The sequence below is a fragment of the Undibacterium sp. RTI2.2 genome, assembly GCF_035018705.1.
In the GTDB taxonomy this organism is placed as follows: domain Bacteria; phylum Pseudomonadota; class Gammaproteobacteria; order Burkholderiales; family Burkholderiaceae_D; genus Undibacterium.
Window position 1 is genome coordinate 123912 of sequence record NZ_JASJXN010000008.1, and the last position, 16636, is coordinate 140547.

Sequence of the window (16636 nt, forward strand, 5' to 3'; positions counted from 1 at the left end):
TTGTGACAGTCCAGCCTGCTTCCAACTTTTCTAAAAAATGAGAGCTCGCTTGATACCGATAAGTGACGGGTGCTTGATGTGCAGTTGATGTGCCGGCGACAGTCCGTTGATACTCATTATTATCGGTTCATCCACTGTTTTTACTATTCATGCTGACTATCCAATCTGAATCCGCATGAGTCGGTGTACGATAGCGAAAGTCGATGATAAATTTTTGTGCTGCCAGGATAAAACCATTCGAATGAAAAGTAACGGAAAACAGACCAGTCGTTTGGCTGCTGCACTTGGCGTTTTTCTGGTGTTGACGATCATCGTTTCTGCCGTTGCCTCCATCTGGGTATTGCGCGGTCAAGAGGTTGAGAAATGGCAAAAGCAGACCGAGGCGTTCAGCCTGATGCTGGCCGAAAATACGGCCCAGCAAATGGGCACTGCCTACCTCGCTTTAGATAATGTGGTTGAGCGGATACAGGATCGCTGGACTATCGATTCTGAGTATTTGAATACTCACGTTAACACGCTAGAGTTTCACCAGATACTGGCTGAAAAAAAGAAATTATCGCCACAGATTGACGTAATTTTTTTACTTGATGGAGATGGTAATTTAATCGCCAGCTCGCATAGTTTCCCTCCGGTAGTTCTCAATAGTTCCAATCGCGATTACTTTGTGACGCAAAAAAATGACCCTACACTTAAAGAGTATGTCAGCACATCCACACGCAATAAAGCTACTGGTCAATGGACATTTTTTATCAGTCGCCGCTTAACTGGTAGCGACGGTGAATTTATTGGTGTCGCGGTCATTGGTGTGTCCCCATCCTTCTATTCCAGTTTTTATGAAAAAATTAGTATCGGTGGCCGTGCCGCGGTCACTTTGTTCCGGGATGACTTTACTTTCCTGGCACGATGGCCTGAACGTAATGAGTTAATGGGAAAACGCAGCCTTAACGGCAGTACCTATCAGTTGGTCCATGATCAAAAAAGGAAATCCGGTGTGATCATCACCAATACTGAACGAATGGCAGATGGTGGAAAGCCCCTGATGCGTATGGCCGCCATACAAACGCTAGATAAATACCCTTTGATTATTAATTTTTCGATTGAGGAAGATCTTTATCTTACTGACTGGCGCAGGATCAGCGGGGTAATTGTTGTGGTGGCTTTGGGCGGTGTGATCGCGGTCATTATGGCGTTTACTTTATTACTTAGTTTGTTAAAGCGACGTGAAGTTGATTTGGAAATTACCAAAGAGTTGAAACTTCAGGCAGAGGTGATCAACCGTAATCAAGCGACTTTGTTACAAGATCTGACACAGCAAAAACGGGAATTAAAAGAGTCGTCTGATCGCTTTCTTGCGGTATTTCAAAACGCAGCCGACGGCATCATCATGGTAGATGACAAAGGTAATATTGAAACTGCCAATCCAGCGGCTTTAGCGATGTATGGATACGATCCTGTAGATATCCTTGGCAAGCACGGAGAATTTTTTGCGCCGCCCGATAGTAAAGATTTGATGGCGCTGGCAATGAGTTATCCAGAGTTTGTGAATACAGGGCTGATTTATCTGGAAGCCGAGCGCATGCGCAAAGATGGCAGCTTATTCCCCGCTGAATTATCGATCAGCCGCTACCTGATATCAGGACAACGCAAACTGATCGTCATCGTGCGCGACATCAGCGAGCGACGCAAGATGGAGAAGATGAAGAGTGAATTTATCTCGACCGTCAGCCATGAGTTGCGCACGCCATTAACTTCGATACGCGGTTCGCTAAGTTTGCTGTTAGGCGGCGTGGTTGGTGCCATTCCAGAAAAAGCGCAGATGCTAATTACGATTGCACATAAAAATAGTGAGAGCCTGACGCGCTTAATTAATGATTTATTAGATAGCCAAAAAATCGAAGCGGGCAAAATGGATTTCTCTTTCCAGACTTTGCCATTATGTGACTTATTAACCAGCGCGGTACAAACTAACCAGGCATTTGCCCAAAACTTGGGCGTGCGGATTGCGCTGAGCGAAGAGATTCCGGCGGTATCGGTCAATGTAGACGAGGGGCGGTTTCAGCAAGTGATGGCCAATTTGCTGTCAAACGCCTGTAAATATTCTCCTAAGGGCGCGGATGTACAACTCCTGGTGAAGTTATCTGGGGTGAATAAAGTGCGGGTAGAAGTGATCGATCAGGGTAGCGGTATTCCTGAAGATTTCCGCGAGCGGATTTTTCAAAAATTCTCGCAGGCAGATTCTTCTGATACCCGCGCCAAAGGTGGCACGGGACTGGGGTTGGCGATCACCCAGGCGATCATGCATCAAATGCATGGCGAGATCGGATATGAAGGCCAGCACGCAGAAGCGGGGACATGTTTTTATATTGAATTACCGATCTCTTCCTTGGCTTTGCCATCGCCCATGTCACCTTCGTCAAACTCACCACCAACTGCCGATCCAGCATCAGACTAAGCCGATATTACGTGCTTTGACGCCGGCAAATACATGATCCAACTGGCTGGCATTCAAGCCGTAAATACCTGCGAATAATCCGCCTAAGACGGCGCGATATTCATTCAATACGGGGTAATCGCGGTTTTGGAATAATTTGGGTTGTTCCAGCTGAATTTGCTCACCGGCGACCTGGCCGCCTTTGATGCCACCGCCCAATACCCAGTACACACTGCCATGGCCATGATCGGTGCCGCGCTTGCCGTTTTCGCGGAAGGTACGGCCAAATTCACTTAGTACCACCACCGTCGTATTACGCCAGGCGTCGCCCATTTCTTGCTGATACGCGACCAGTCCGCGCCCCAGCTCATCAAATTTACTGGCTAATGTGCCGCTGGCACCGCCTTGATTGACGTGGGTATCCCAACCACCGACATCGACAAAGCCGAGCGCATATTTTTCTCGCATCATTTTGGCGATGCGTCTTGCTTCCAGTTCAAAGCCCTTGGTCGAGATCGCATTGCGGTTAGCTGAATTCATCTCTTCTTGCATTTCGCGCGAGACTTCTTCGCGCACCGCAAAGCCTTCGGTGACTTGCTGCGCCAGACCGGTCTGGCTATACATTTGCGTGATGATCTTGCTCTGACGATTGTCCACATTGGATTTGCCGGGCGACCTTAGTGACGTGTTGGCAATACGCGCCTTGCCTTGCATGACGATCGGTAACTGATCGGTAAACGACATTGCTGGCGCACCATTCAACACATCCGCCAGACGATTTAAAAAACCCGAATGAAAATTACGCGTACCAACCAAAGGCTGTCCCAGTTCTATGCTGTCCTGGGTTTCAAAATGGCTGCGGGAGAGATCATCCGTACCAGCAAACGGGATAAAGGCAGCTTCTCCTTTTTGGTATAAAGGATAAATGCTGTCACGCAAAGCCGGGTGCAAGCCCCAGTCTGCATTTAGTTCCAATGCGGCATTCGGGTCTGCGCTGACACCCGTAGTATTTCCCGAAATATTCCCACTAATCGGACGGGCGATGGCAATATTGGGACGCGCTTCGTAATAAAAATTACTTGACGTCGGTATCAATAAATTACTCGCATCGTAACCTCCACGCAAAAATACAATGAGTAAGCGGTTTTGGGTGGCTGGTGCGGCAAACAGGCTGCTACTGATGCTGGCGGCAGAAAGCGCGGCAAATGCTTTGAGTAGATCACGACGGTTCATGATAATTCCTTTGTACTAGTGTGCTGATATCGGTCGGCTACGTTATTTGGACTGCGCACCCGACAAATTTTTTGTCAATCGTTTAGTGAAACCGCGTAGTAAATCACCGACGCATCATCTCTGGAGATGCCAGAAAAAACGCGTTCCATTCTTGTGGCGAATTGGCCTGCATCAATGCTTGTTGCGTTCCCACGCTGAAGCTATTCGCCCAATTTTTGACATAAGGTGAGTTAACTAATGCAGGTTGCGGCGGGCGCGGCGGTGCCGCTTGATTATCTATTTTGAATAAGCCAGGATTATTGTTTGCCAGCGATTTTGCGACATCAAAACGCATCGCCATTTGCCCGGCGCTGGCCCAAGCGCTTTCTTGCATGGAATAGCCATCGGGGGTTTGCCGACCATTAGTCTGCTGCCCCAGCATATTGAGCCAATTCAGCATCGGGCCGGTGTTCATGATGGGATTGCCGTCGTAAGCCAGACGTATTGAGGAGACGACATAATGCATAGGGTCTTTAAATTTATTCCCCAGCGAGGCGATAAATTCTGGCGACTCAAACATCCTGCGCAAGACCGCTGGAATATTGCCATCAGTTTGTAAAAACCGTTGTGCCATGTTGGATACCAGCGCGTCGGACGGTGTATCAGAGACAAAATAAATCGCTAGCTTGCGGCTGATAAATTGCGCCGTTGCAGGCTGGCGACTGAGTAAGGTGATCACTTCATCCAACTCTGGCAGGCCGCGACCATGTACCACTTTGTTGAGTATTTTTTTATCGCCAAAATCGTGGCGCTGCGGATTAAATTCAAAAATACCATTGCGTACATACAGTCGTTGCAGTTCAGCCTTCATCTTCGGTGTGTCGGGATTTTGGTTGACCCCAAAACCAGTCAGCACTCGCGCAAGTTCTTGCACATCGCCTTGGGAGTAGCCGCTGCCGACACCCATGGTGTGCAGCTCCATCAATTCTCTGGCATAGTTTTCGTTGATACGATTGACTACATTTTGATCATTATCAAGATAACGTAACATCGCCGGATGCAATACCGTGGCGCGTAATAAATCATGGAAATTACCCAACGCATTGGGCCGAATCGCACGCTCTTCAAAGTCGCCCAACAAGGCGCGCTCGTTGGCTTTGCCGTTATGAATATTAAAATGATTCATCCAAAACCAGCTCATCTGTTCTTGTAATTGGTTTTGTGAATACACTGCGCGCAATAGCGATCTGGTTGCGGCCTCTTTCGCCAGACGGGATAATTCTTGTTGGTAATCTTTGCCTAGCGTGTCGTCAATACCCTTTTGTTTTTCTGCGGTGATACGACGGGTTTCCAGATCTTGCATTAACTGGTCAAAAGGCCGCTGGGTAATCGTCATACTATCAATTTGTTCCTGTATTGCTGGTGGCAAGATGGCAACACGGCCGCGTAATTGCTGGTCAAGGTAACGATCCATGCCCGCCGCACGCAATTCTTGTGAGGACGACGCATTGGCGCCCCAGGTAATGCGGTTGAGCAGCTTGTCTGGATCTACGTGTGCGGCTTCCAGCACATGACTTATGGGGGCGTTATTAACTTGCGTGGTTTGTGTGATTTGGTTTTGCGGCGTATTCGCGCAGCTTGCAAGTAATACTAGCGAGCCGATGCCGACGATGTTCATCGTGCAGCGCGCCAGATTGAAAGAATTTGTTGTCATGATTGACCTTCGTAAATCGATAATCAGATGTACTTAAACTGATGTGAAATTGCTACCAGTCCACTTTGCCCTACCTGCATCTTGTATAGAAAGCGACTTTGCTGTCCAGTTACAACGCAGCACAAGGAAAAAAGTTATCATGGTTTTTTCGCTGAATCTGCAAATTTAGTAACAGGCTGTAACTTGTCCATAACACGGCTGGGGCGGTTTTGCTTAAGTCCTACGTCTTTCAATCTTGTCTGGAGTCACTATGTCAGGTTCGATCAAGTTTCGAAACAAGTTTTTTTTAGTCGCAAGCATATGCGGTGGCGCTTTGTTATCGCTGTTGTTTGTCCCGTCTTTATCATTGGCGGCTTCTGGTACAGCACCCAATCCCGGGCTTGAGGCCGCAGTAAGCAAATTAGAGGCCGACGGATTTAAGGGCTTGGTATTAGCCGCGCACGGTGATCAGATCTTGCTAGAGAAAGTTATTGGTGAGCCGCAAACCGGGCAGCCTGCTTTGAGCAAAGATAGCGTGTTTCGATATGCGTCGATTACCAAGCTATTCACCTCGGTCATGGTGATGCAGCAGGTGGATGCCGGTAAGCTGGCGCTGGATATGCCGCTGGGCAAATTCTGGCCGGATTTCCCTAACGAGGCAGCGCGGGCAATCACCCTCCGGCAGTTGATGTTGCACATGTCTGGCTTGCCTAATCCAGATAAGTTACCGCAGTTTTATTTTGCCCGCACGCCAGCATCCGGTGACATGCAGCTGAATGCCACAACAGTCTGCGCCGCGCCTTTGCAGCGCGCGCCAGGTGAAGCATTTGATTACAATAATTGCGATTTCATCGTCTTAGGTGCGCTGCTAGAAAAAGTCACTGGCATCAAATATCAAAAGTTATTGCAGCAAAAGATATTCAATCCCGCCAAAATGACCCATTCCGGTATGTACAGTCCACCGTATTACGACGATGTAAACCATGTACATGGCATCGTCAGCGGCAATCCAGAAATCCCGATCAACTTTGCCAGCTACGGTGCCGCAGGCGCGACTTTTGGGACTTTGCGGGATTTATTGGCTTTTGATCAGGCCTTTAGCCGTGGTAGGTTATTGTCCCCAGCCAGCCGCGCTGAGATGGTGAAACCGAATGCCGTTGGCGGTGCATTGGGCGTCTGGTCTTATCCATTTTCTGCCAAGGCGGATAAACCCGCCAGCATGATCGTCGAGCGCCAAGGCTGGATAGGTGGCATCCGCACACTCAATTTGATAGACATCAAAAACGAAGCCTACCTGATCATGATCAGCACCAATGGCGATGTCGATTTAAGCCAGACCTGGGCCAACAAAGGTCCGGCGGCAGGCTTGTTGCAGGCGACTTTGCTGGCGATTCCATAATTGAGTAAAAATAGATCAGACGAATATACTCCCCTTATTTTTAGGTAAAATTGGCTCATTGTCCAGACTTTGTATGGACAATATAAATATACCTGCAGGGAGTATATTTTTCGATATAGAGATTTATTGACAGATTTTGATTAAAAACCAGATTATTAGAGAACCACCGATGAAGCGATTACTCCTAATTTTGACATTCTTTTTCGCAGGTAATGCCTGTTGCCAAACCAATGAGCCAGCTCCGCAGCCAACTCAAAAGCTTGCAGCTAAGTTAGCTAGCCCCGACTATTTATTAATGATGCGTCATACTAGAGCGCCCGGCGTCGGTGACCCTGCCAATTTCAAGCTGGGCGATTGTAAGACGCAAAGAAACCTCAGCGATGAAGGCATCGCCCAGGCAAAAAGAATTGGTCGGTGGTTAAAGCAGCAGGGCATACAAACTGCGGCGGTGTATGCGAGTCCTTGGTGTCGGACAGCCGATACGGCGCGTCTCTTAGGTTTTGGTTCAGTCACACTAGAAAACGCGCTGGCATCGACTTTTGAAGAGAAGAATAGCGCCGCCTTGCCGCCCAGTGATTTGCCAGCGTTTATACAAAGCGCGATCAAAACCAAAGGCTCAAAAGCATTGATTTTGGTCACGCATCAAGTCAATATCTCGGCGTATTCTGGGGTAGATACCGCCGCCGGTGAGATGGTATTAATTAAGCTGGATCAAAGAGGGAAAATGCTTTCCCGCGAGGTTTATCCGAGACCTGATTAAGCGCTCCAGCTTAAACATCATCTAAGATGTCAGCGCCAGCGTTGTCGTCCATGCTGCTGATATCGTCAATCCCGCTGGCATCGGCCAAACTGTTGCTGTCATGGTTGCTGCTATTGCTGTTATTGGCAGCAGTTTTATCTTCACTAAAGGAATTCGGGATTAATCCGCTGTCAGCATTACTGAGGCTGGCTGCCGGGTTGGTTTCTCGGTTCGTTCCTGCATTCATTCCGTGATGGTTGCCAACTAAATTCTCTATACCCTGAAACAAAAACGCGCCTGCTGCGACACCTGCAGCAGTTGCCGCAACGGTACCCAGCATATTGCCAGCATTGCCGCCGAAGAAGCCTGAACTTGGCGCAGATGCCATCTGATTCGCAAATGCGGGTGCCAGAGCTGGCGCGGTCGGGTTTGCCAGCGCCGTCCCGTTTGTTCCGCTGGTCCCATTGATGGAGGTAGCTGCCGACGGCGAGCTGATCGGTGAGTTTATTGGGGGACTACTGACGCTATTGCCCCAGGCCGTATTGGTGGCTTGCAAAAATCCACCGGTAGTATTGCCACGCGCGGCTTTGAGTTCCACGTTTTCTGCTTGTAACTGCGCGATCTGGCTTTGCGCGTTGGTCACCGCTTGTTCTAATAACAAGCTACGTTGCACCAACAAATAAGCCGCATCTGGCTGGCGTGCGATGGCATCGGCAATCATGCTTTGTGCCTGCTGATCCTTATTCAAGGCCTGGGTTTGCACCAGTTGCGTTAAAAAAGTTTGCAATAATTGAATTTCGCTGGGGGACATGTAGTGCTCCTTGGTAGTGTATGCATAAACCGAGATTTTCCATTATGCGCACCGAAGGTGCTATTTGAGTGCTGGCGGCGCATTTCCGGTCATTTTTGACGCTCTTCGTTGCTCATGGCTTGCCATGAGCGCCTCATTCGCATCAAAACTGCCTCGAAAAGAGCATCCGCCATCAACTCAAATCCTAACGGAAAATCTCGGATAAAGCGAATGCTGTGCGTGCCATGAGACCTATCTTGCTGCAAAAGAGTGCATTGCAAGGGATGCCCTAATTCACGCTAACGTTCTTTTAATGCCCTGCGATACTGGATCTGCCTATCGCTGAATCTCGATGTCATCATGCAAAATTTTGTCATAATCTCAGTCAAAAAAATTCCACTTTCGGCTGATACTTTTTTGTGGGGGGATTACCGTTTTAATCAACTCTTATCTTTGATGCTAGCAGCACAAAAAATACCGTATGTACGTTGTCGAACAGATAAGAACTGCTATTCCGAGTAAAAACATAGACCTTAGATAGCAACTAACGAAGTCCTATCTTCAGTAAAGGGAACATTGTTGACCGGTCATATGGAAATTGAAAATGAACTCGAACGATTTGCTCCGCCATGAGTTGATAAAAAAGTATATGAACCTACACGCCGAAAAAACGGTAGGTAGTATGATTGTTTTGTGGGAGAGAATGGCCACTGAAATCGTTTCTCTCGTTGGTGAAGGTGGTTTTAATTCGCTGTTTGAAAGATGTATTTCTCTAACCCAAATAAAATTTCCCTGGCTCATCCTCAGTTCGTCTTCGTGGCAAAGTACATATCAGTTCGCTGAATTAAGGTTGCGATTTGAAGAACAAATGGTTGTACAAAGCCATGCAGCAAATAATCAGCTTCTGATAGCTTTCACTGACCTCCTTGCCTCACTAATCGGTGAGCAGATTACAGTTGTCATCTTACATACTGCCATGGATAGCAAGAAAGCCCACGACAGTAGCCCCAAGGAGTTAGAAAAATGAATGCGAAGGTAAAAATACGCCGCCTTAAAACCGGCGTACCCGGTCTAGATAATCTGATGGGCGGCGGGCTGCCGGAATTTTCGTTCAATCTCATTGCGGGAGCTCCAGGAACAGGCAAGACGACGCTCGCTCATCAGATTATGTTTGCCTTGGCAACCCCAGCAAGTCCCGCCTTATTTTTTACGGTGCTTGGTGAACCAACTTTAAAGATGCTCCGTTACCAACAGCAATTCCCATTTTTTTCTCCAGAAAAAATCAAAGAATCCATTCACTACTTCAACCTATCGACTGAGCTTATAGAGGGTGATTTTGATCGTGTCATGCAACGTATCATTGCAGAAGTGAAAAAATATTCGCCTGGCCTTGTTTTTGTCGATTCATTCCGATCTATCGTGCATTCGATGATGGACAAAACGTCAGGAGAAGCCGCTTTAGAACGCTTTGTACAGCAACTAGGTGTGCAGATGGCAACTTGGCAGGCGACCACTTTTTTAATTGGTGAGTATTTAATTCCAGAATCTCAGTCCAGCCCGGTCTTCACTATCGCCGATGGTATTTTGTGGATGGCTCAAAATTTGCACCGAAATTCGCTCGTCCGCAAAATTCAAGTGGTCAAAGTACGTGGTCAGGCCCAAGCCCCCGGCCTGCATACATTCCGTATTAGTAATGATGGTATCGAGATCTACCCTAGGGCAATTTTGAATGCCAGTGCAATGAAAGATTCACCATCCATTGTGACAGCCGGAGAGGAACGCGTCTTGATGGGCATACCAGGACTCGATGACATGCTTGGCGGTGGCCTACCTACAGGCTATTCACTACTCGTCGTGGGGCCATCCGGATCGGGTAAGACAATCTTGGCTACCGAGTTTCTAACTGAAGGCGCAAGGAGGGGGGAAACCGGAGTAATTGCGGCGTTTGAGAAAAGTCCAAGCCAATTACTCAGCAATCAGCTGAATGCGCTGATTAAATCGAAACAAGTCGGTGTTATCGAAACACGGGCTCTTGATTTATCGATTGATCAAACCTTGCATGACTTGATGGAGATGATTACCAAAATGAAGGCTAAACGCGTTGTCATTGATTCATTGTCTGGGTTTGAATTGGCACTCGCGCCGGAATTCCAGGAAGATTTTCGCGGATCGTTATATAGGATGATCGCCGAACTGACTGGGGCTGGTGTGACAATATTAATGACTTCAGAACTTGAAGATCGATATACCGATTTGCGTTTTAGTCCCTTTGGTAGTGCATTTCTTGCTGATGCGATCATTGTGCAGCGATATGTCGAGATCGAGGGGGAATTTAAACGCGTTATTTCAGTGGTTAAGGTGCGTGGAAGTCAACACAGCAAACAAATTCGTTTATTTGACATCACAGAGGAAGGTATTTTACTTGGTGCTTCGCTATCAGAATATACCGGCATTTTGACGGGCTGCCCTACACTTGCCACGAAACGAGTGACATCGGAAAGTCGCAAACAGTGATCAACGTCAATGACAATGATCGGCTCGCTCATGGCGATGACTCCGATCAAGCAGCTCATTTTGGTCAATCAAGTATCGATAAACCAATAGTAGCAACAATAGTAGCAACAACTGAGAAGCAAAATGTTACGACTATGAAAAGTGTTATCACCGAGAGCGAAGTCAACGTCACTGGGCGGGAACGAGTAGCTTCTCTCAGAGAGGATACTGCTCTCCTGCGGGAAAATGTAGCTGAGTTGCGTGAGGAAGCTGTTCATATGCGTGAAAGTACCGCGCTTACCCGCGAGGTCGAGGCACTCGTGCGCGAGAGTGCGCTGACGTTAAGAGAACAGACAACTGACGAATCGGACAAGATATCGGAAAAATTTAGCGATCATTCGATTATGTTGCAGCAAGCGAATGAACATCTTGTTATCGCCGCAATTGAGTCACAGAAATTAGTCGAAACAGTCCAAAGCTCGAAAGTGAAGTTGGACCATTTGGCTCATCATGATGCCCTCACCGATTTGCCCAATCGAATTTTGCTGTTAGACCGGCTTAGCCAAGCGATTGAGTTGACGCGACGTCAAGGGGTGCAACTTGCTGTGATGTTTTTGGATCTCGATCGATTTAAATATATTAACGACTCTCTAGGACATACCATTGGTGACAGGCTACTTCAATCAATCGCGCATCGATTGGTTGCTTGTGTACGCAATTCTGATACGGTAAGCCGCCAAGAAGGAGATGAGTTCATCTTGCTGCTTCCCTCAATTGAGCATGCAGAATACGCGGCGCTTTGCGCTCAAAAGATTCTGACCGAACTTGCTTTGCCCCATCTAATCGATCAACATAATCTCCATATTAGCGTCAGTATTGGTATAAGTATTTGTCCCGATGACGGCCTTGATGCGGAAACATTGATCAAAAGCGCCGATACCGCGATGTACCATGCAAAGGAAAGTGGTCGCGAAAATTTTAAGTTTTTCAAGCAAGAAATGAATGATAAGGCTGTCGAGAGACAATCCATCGAGGCCAACTTACGACTCGCATTAGAGCGACAAGAATTTGTATTGCACTATCAGCCAAAAGTTAACCTATACAGCGGAATTATTGTGGGCTGTGAGGCGCTCATACGTTGGCAGCATCCGGATCTAGGACTACTTTCCCCAGAACAGTTTATATCTATAGCGGAAGATTGTGGATTGATCCTTCCGATTGGCCGGTGGGTATTACGCGAAGCCTGTCTGCAGGCAGTGGCTTGGAGACAGGCTGGTCTTCCTCCGATTATCGTGGCAGTCAACACATCTGCACTTGAGTTACGCTCAATAGATTTTCTCGAGAATGTACGGACAACTCTAGCTGAAACGGGTATGGAGCCACGTTACTTGGAAATCGAACTAACAGAGAGCGTCCTTATGAGAGATGCAGAATTAAGCAATTCGGCACTACTTACGTTGCATGAATTAGGCACGAAACTTGCGCTTGATGACTTCGGCACTGGGTATTCAAGCCTCAGTTACTTACGGCGTTTTCCAATTGATACGCTTAAGATCGACCAATCATTTGTAAATCAAATTAATAACAATAAGGATGACGCTACGATAGTTTGTTCTATCATTAATCTTGGGAAGAGCCTTAACAAGCGAGTGATCGCAGAGGGCATCGAAACACAGGAGCAATACGCATTTCTTTTGGCCCAGAAGTGCGAAGAAGGCCAAGGCTTTTACTTGGGGCGCCCTGTAGCTGGATCTGCTTTAGCAATTTTGTTGAAGTCCAAGGAGCTACTTCCGCTGAATGGCAAGCATACAACTGAAAACTAATTCATCAAGTGTAGTAGTAGCAACCCAATCTGACAGTCACCCCGTTTTTGAAGTGCAGAATTGCCAGATCAAATTCAGTTGTTTACACATAAAGCGAATACTGTGCGTGCCATGAGACCTATCTTGTGCAAAAGAGTGCATTGCTAGGGATGCCCTAAGTCACTCTAACGTTCTTTTAATGCCCTACGATACTGTATCGCCTCTGCAACATGTGGCTGGCCTATTTGCACAATATTGGCAAGATCGGCAATCGTGCGCGCTACTTTCAGCACCCGATGGTATGCCCGCGCCGACCAGTTGAGTTTGATCATGGCATTTCGCAAAAGCTGCTCGGCTGCTTGGTCGGGCTGACAATACTGATCAATTTCCGTCGTCGATAAATGATTATTGGTTTTGCCTTGGCGCGCAATTTGCCGCTCAAAAGCTGCCTCAACCCGCGCATGAATTGCGGCAGTCGTCTCGCCGTCCGCTTGTTTCAATAAATCCTGATGCGGCAATGCGCCAACTTGGATTTGCATATCGATACGATCCAATAAAGGGCCAGAGATTTTGTCCTGATAACGAGCGATATTGTCCGGTGTGCAGCGGCATTTGCCATTGGCATGTCCAAAGTATCCACATGGACAGGGGTTCATCGCAGCGATGAGTTGGAACTTAGCCGGAAAATCCGCTTGTCGCGCCGCGCGTGAAATCGTAATGTGACCAGACTCCAGCGGCTCACGCAAGACTTCTAAAACGCGACGGTCAAACTCAGGCAGCTCGTCTAAAAATAAAACACCGCGATGAGCGAGCGAGATTTCTCCCGGTCGAGGGACGCCACCTCTGGTGGAAATCACGTTATTTAAGAATAATGCCAAATTATTTAAGAAAAATAGTGTTATAAATATAATTTTCTAGATTTAATACGTTTTATGTGCTTGATTATAGGCTGCAGCAATGCTTAAACATCGCACCAAAGTAGATTGAGTTTGCATCATACGATTTACCTCGGCGTTAGTGACGGTTTATCGCTGGGTGTTACGGCAACTTGACGGCAACTTTAGCTACCGCCGCATAGAATTCGTCGCTTTCATCGATACAAGAGTTGACAGCCGCGGCCAGCTTGCATCCAGTCTCACCCTTCCTAATCGGTAAACATCGTCAAAAACCTTAGAAAACTGGGGGACCTCGCGCACAAATGGGTTAAGTATGTTTTGGCGAAAAAACCGTAATCCCGGCCTTACCTCCAGAAGGCTTAAGCCATTTATTGGCTTCTCCCTCGATGGCGGACGCCAGCCGAACAGATAACCCGGCATCGAACGCGAGTCTGAGTTCCGTGCCTAGCATCGGACAGAATCCTTCTTCTCTTTCCTTACCACCAGGTACTCCCATTTCCCGGACGCGTGTCTGAAGATGCACGCTACACTTTGAGCACTCAATTTCTTTCCATCCCATGACTTTCCCCTTTTTTTACCCGACCAGACAAAGTGCCCGACCCACTCCTTGCCTTAGCCCGCTCGATGGCGGGTTAATTCCTCCTAAGCGCATTCTTCATTAAATGGTCAATGACTTTTGGTATCTTTGTCAGCTGCTGCGCAGCAACTGACTCCCCATACTCTTCAAATTTAAATGTAAAAAGCACATTATTAATGTTATATTTAAATTGTCAACCATTTAGCAGTTGTGCGCGCATGCCCACCAGGAAAATCACACGAAGCCCAGTTAAGGTCACTGGCACAACACCGGATGGCCAGCAATTTGAATCGACTCTCGAAGAAGATTTTTTATTTCTTACAAGATTCAATCGTCTGGTGGAGCGCGTTGAAACTCAGACCATCACAATTGATTGGGCGGATGCCAGCGGGGCAATTCGCAAATACACACCAGATATTATTGTTTATTACAGGAAAGACTTAGAGGAATCCAAGGATATACCAACAAAGATCTTTGAGGTAAAGCCGGATTTCAGTGAGAAAGACAATGAACGTAAGCATCTTTATCCTCCCAGGAAAGAAGACGAAGAGGAAAATAAACGTAAGTGGGCTGCGGCCTCCAGGTGGGCTGCTTTGCGTGGATGGGAATTTGAAGTCGTCCGTGAGTCGGCGATTAGAACCCCTTTTCTGAACAATGTGAAATTCCTCTTGCGCTATTTGGAGCGTGATTTCGTGCCACAGCAAGAAACAGAGATGCTGGAGTATTTGTCGGTACACGGGTCTATGACCATAGATGACATCATGAAAGTATTTGCAAAAGATATTCAATCCAGAGCCAAGCTACTCCCTTCATGTTATCGCTTGATTGCAAAGCAACAGATCGGTGCAGATTTGTCCTGCACTTTGTCAATGCAAACTGTTTTGACGCCGGTCTATGCCAAGTAAAAGTCTTTCTCTTAATGCAGGCGACATCGTTGCACACGGTGGTGAGCACTGGCGAATACTGCTAATCGATAGTTTTGAGCGGGTTTTGGCTGAACGTATTTCAGATAATCGAAAAGACTTTTTGCATGTGGTGAAGCTATCGCCCCCAGACTGGAGCAAAAGTAATCCAGATCAAGCCGCCGAGCTGCGAGATACCAAGGATGACGACGTAAAACGTCAGAGCACCTATTTATCAGCAATCAAGCGCCGCACCATTCGAAAGCTATCTCCTGAAGCTAGGCAAGACGATCAAGAAAAATCAGATAGCGAAATTACCCTACAGGAATTCAAGGAAGGACAAAAAATCCGGAATGCAACGACAAGAGATAAGCGACAACTCATTGCTGCTATGGCCGAAAAATTTGGATATAGCACATCGAGCGTGTATCGTCGGCTGAAGATTATTGAACTGCACGGAGATCCAGACGCGCTACTTAGGGCGCAACGCAATGACAAGGGAAAGCATAGGATCACTGGAGAGGTTTTGGAGCTGGTAGATCAATATCTCGCTAAGTATCGTTTTGTCGAGACACCTAAAACACTTCCCGCTATCGCCGAACTCGTCAACGGAAAATGTCGCGAGCTTGGGTATCAAGAAGTCAGTGTCGCCTCCATCAAGCGAATTGAGGAAAGAACATCATTAAAAGCTAGGCTCAAATCACAGGGACGAAACGAACAGGTGAGAAACCAATTTAGGCCTAAGGTTGGACATTTGCCAGGAAATAATTTTCCTCTGGCGATCATCCAAGTAGATCATACGCCCTGCCAGATTTGCTTTGTTGACGAGATTGACCGCCTACCGATCGGAGACGCTTGGTTAACGATCGTAATTGATACGTACAGCCGGATGATTTTAGGCTACAACGTCAGCTTTGAAGCACCATCAGTACTATCAACCGGTCTGGCCTTGGCGCAAGCATTTCTACCAAAAGAGCAGATACTCCTTGATTTAGGCATCAAGGGGGAGTGGCCATGTTGGGGATTCCCGGACATTGTTCACGTCGACAATGCTGCCGAGCTCAATGGTCGAATGATGCATGGCGCACGCCGCCGATATCGCTTCAATTTAAGAAATAGGCCCGTAGGTAGTCCTAATTTCGGTGGACACGTTGAAAGTGCATTCCGCACATTCATGTTTGAAATCAAAAGCGTTCCAGGAACTAAATTTTCCAATCCTACCGAGCGTGCAGAATATGATTCAGAAGGAAAAGCCGTCATGACATTGGCGGAATTCGATAAATATTTTGCTGAATTTATTGTAAACGACTATCACCTTGCCGAACATTCTGGTGACGGAATGAATCGCATGTCACCACTCCAGCGGTGGAATAAAGGTGTGCATCAAGGCGATATTATGCCGCCGACAGGCCTTCCCGATAGACCTACTGATTCGTTAGCACTACGGCTGTCGCTCATGCCATTTGAGATGCGTACGATACGCAACGGCATTGTGGAAATATTGGGTGAGAGATACCACAGTGGATCCTTAACTCTTATCGGTGACAAAATAGATCTCACAAAATCATTAGCTGCTCGGAAGTTTGAGGTTCGCTATGATCCTCGCAATATTTCTCGTGTATGGGTGTCAAACAGCGTGCAATACTTACCAGATTAGGGGTGGAAACAGCGTCCAAAAGTTTCCACCCTAGTGTGTCACCAT

At 47.3% G+C, this 16636-nt stretch carries 12 protein-coding genes and 1 pseudogene; 8 read left to right on the top strand and 5 right to left on the bottom strand.

Annotated features, from left to right (window positions below; genetic code table 11):
• Nucleotides 1–241: 241 nt before the first annotated feature.
• On the top strand, nucleotides 242–2452 hold the full coding sequence (locus tag QN395_RS06585; RefSeq protein ID WP_323491815.1) for an ATP-binding protein: 2211 nt from the start codon (nucleotides 242–244) through the stop codon (nucleotides 2450–2452).
• Here the strand turns inward: QN395_RS06585 and QN395_RS06590 are convergent.
• Nucleotides 2444–3664, bottom strand: coding sequence for a DUF1501 domain-containing protein (locus QN395_RS06590; RefSeq protein WP_323491816.1), 1221 nt, complete (start codon nucleotides 3662–3664; stop codon nucleotides 2444–2446). The genes QN395_RS06585 and QN395_RS06590 overlap by 9 nt on opposite strands.
• Nucleotides 3665–3767: 103 nt before the next feature.
• A complete protein-coding gene (locus QN395_RS06595; protein ID WP_323491817.1) occupies nucleotides 3768–5357 on the bottom strand; it encodes a DUF1800 domain-containing protein in 1590 nt (529 codons plus the stop codon).
• Between the two features lie 250 nt (nucleotides 5358–5607).
• Here QN395_RS06595 and QN395_RS06600 point away from each other — a divergent pair, with 250 nt between their 5' ends.
• Both QN395_RS06600 and QN395_RS06605 read left to right on the top strand, forming a co-directional pair.
• The gene (locus QN395_RS06600) at nucleotides 5608–6735 is read left to right on the top strand and encodes a serine hydrolase domain-containing protein (RefSeq protein ID WP_323491818.1); all 1128 of its coding nucleotides are present in this window, start codon (nucleotides 5608–5610) and stop codon (nucleotides 6733–6735) included.
• A 169-nt stretch (nucleotides 6736–6904) separates the two neighbouring features.
• On the top strand, nucleotides 6905–7495 hold the full coding sequence (locus QN395_RS06605; RefSeq protein WP_323491819.1) for a histidine phosphatase family protein: 591 nt from the start codon (nucleotides 6905–6907) through the stop codon (nucleotides 7493–7495).
• 10 nt (nucleotides 7496–7505) lie between these two features.
• Here the strand turns inward: QN395_RS06605 and QN395_RS06610 are convergent, their stop codons facing one another.
• Nucleotides 7506–8285, bottom strand: coding sequence for a DUF2076 domain-containing protein (locus QN395_RS06610; RefSeq protein WP_323491820.1), 780 nt, complete (start codon nucleotides 8283–8285; stop codon nucleotides 7506–7508).
• A gap of 583 nt (nucleotides 8286–8868) precedes the next feature.
• On the opposite strand from QN395_RS06610, the gene QN395_RS06615 reads away from it, so the two are divergent.
• The 3 genes from QN395_RS06615 to QN395_RS06625 are packed head-to-tail and all read left to right on the top strand — an operon-like array spanning nucleotide 8869 to nucleotide 12580.
• Nucleotides 8869–9291, top strand: a complete 423-nt coding sequence (locus QN395_RS06615; RefSeq protein ID WP_323491821.1) for a hypothetical protein — start codon at nucleotides 8869–8871, stop codon at nucleotides 9289–9291.
• On the top strand, nucleotides 9288–10778 hold the full coding sequence (locus QN395_RS06620; RefSeq protein ID WP_323491822.1) for an ATPase domain-containing protein: 1491 nt from the start codon (nucleotides 9288–9290) through the stop codon (nucleotides 10776–10778). The genes QN395_RS06615 and QN395_RS06620 overlap by 4 nt, the downstream gene beginning before the upstream one ends.
• The gene (locus QN395_RS06625) at nucleotides 10775–12580 is read left to right on the top strand and encodes a putative bifunctional diguanylate cyclase/phosphodiesterase (RefSeq protein ID WP_323491823.1); all 1806 of its coding nucleotides are present in this window, start codon (nucleotides 10775–10777) and stop codon (nucleotides 12578–12580) included. Before QN395_RS06620 ends, QN395_RS06625 begins: the two co-directional genes overlap by 4 nt.
• A gap of 164 nt (nucleotides 12581–12744) precedes the next feature.
• Here QN395_RS06625 and QN395_RS06630 read toward each other — a convergent pair.
• Together QN395_RS06630 and QN395_RS06635 are read right to left on the bottom strand one after the other, a co-directional pair.
• Nucleotides 12745–13401, bottom strand: a pseudogene (locus QN395_RS06630) (ATP-binding protein); the annotation flags it as partial.
• Nucleotides 13402–13762: 361 nt separating this feature from the next.
• The gene (locus QN395_RS06635; protein WP_323491824.1) at nucleotides 13763–13906 is read right to left on the bottom strand and encodes a hypothetical protein; all 144 of its coding nucleotides are present in this window, start codon (nucleotides 13904–13906) and stop codon (nucleotides 13763–13765) included.
• Nucleotides 13907–14250: 344 nt separating this feature from the next.
• On the opposite strand from QN395_RS06635, the gene QN395_RS06640 reads away from it, so the two are divergent.
• Nucleotides 14251–14937: a TnsA endonuclease N-terminal domain-containing protein gene (locus tag QN395_RS06640; RefSeq protein WP_323491825.1), complete on the top strand. Its 687-nt coding sequence runs from the start codon at nucleotides 14251–14253 to the stop codon at nucleotides 14935–14937.
• On the top strand, nucleotides 14927–16591 hold the full coding sequence (locus tag QN395_RS06645; protein WP_323491826.1) for a Mu transposase C-terminal domain-containing protein: 1665 nt from the start codon (nucleotides 14927–14929) through the stop codon (nucleotides 16589–16591). The genes QN395_RS06640 and QN395_RS06645 overlap by 11 nt, the downstream gene beginning before the upstream one ends.
• Nucleotides 16592–16636 lie beyond the last annotated feature (45 nt).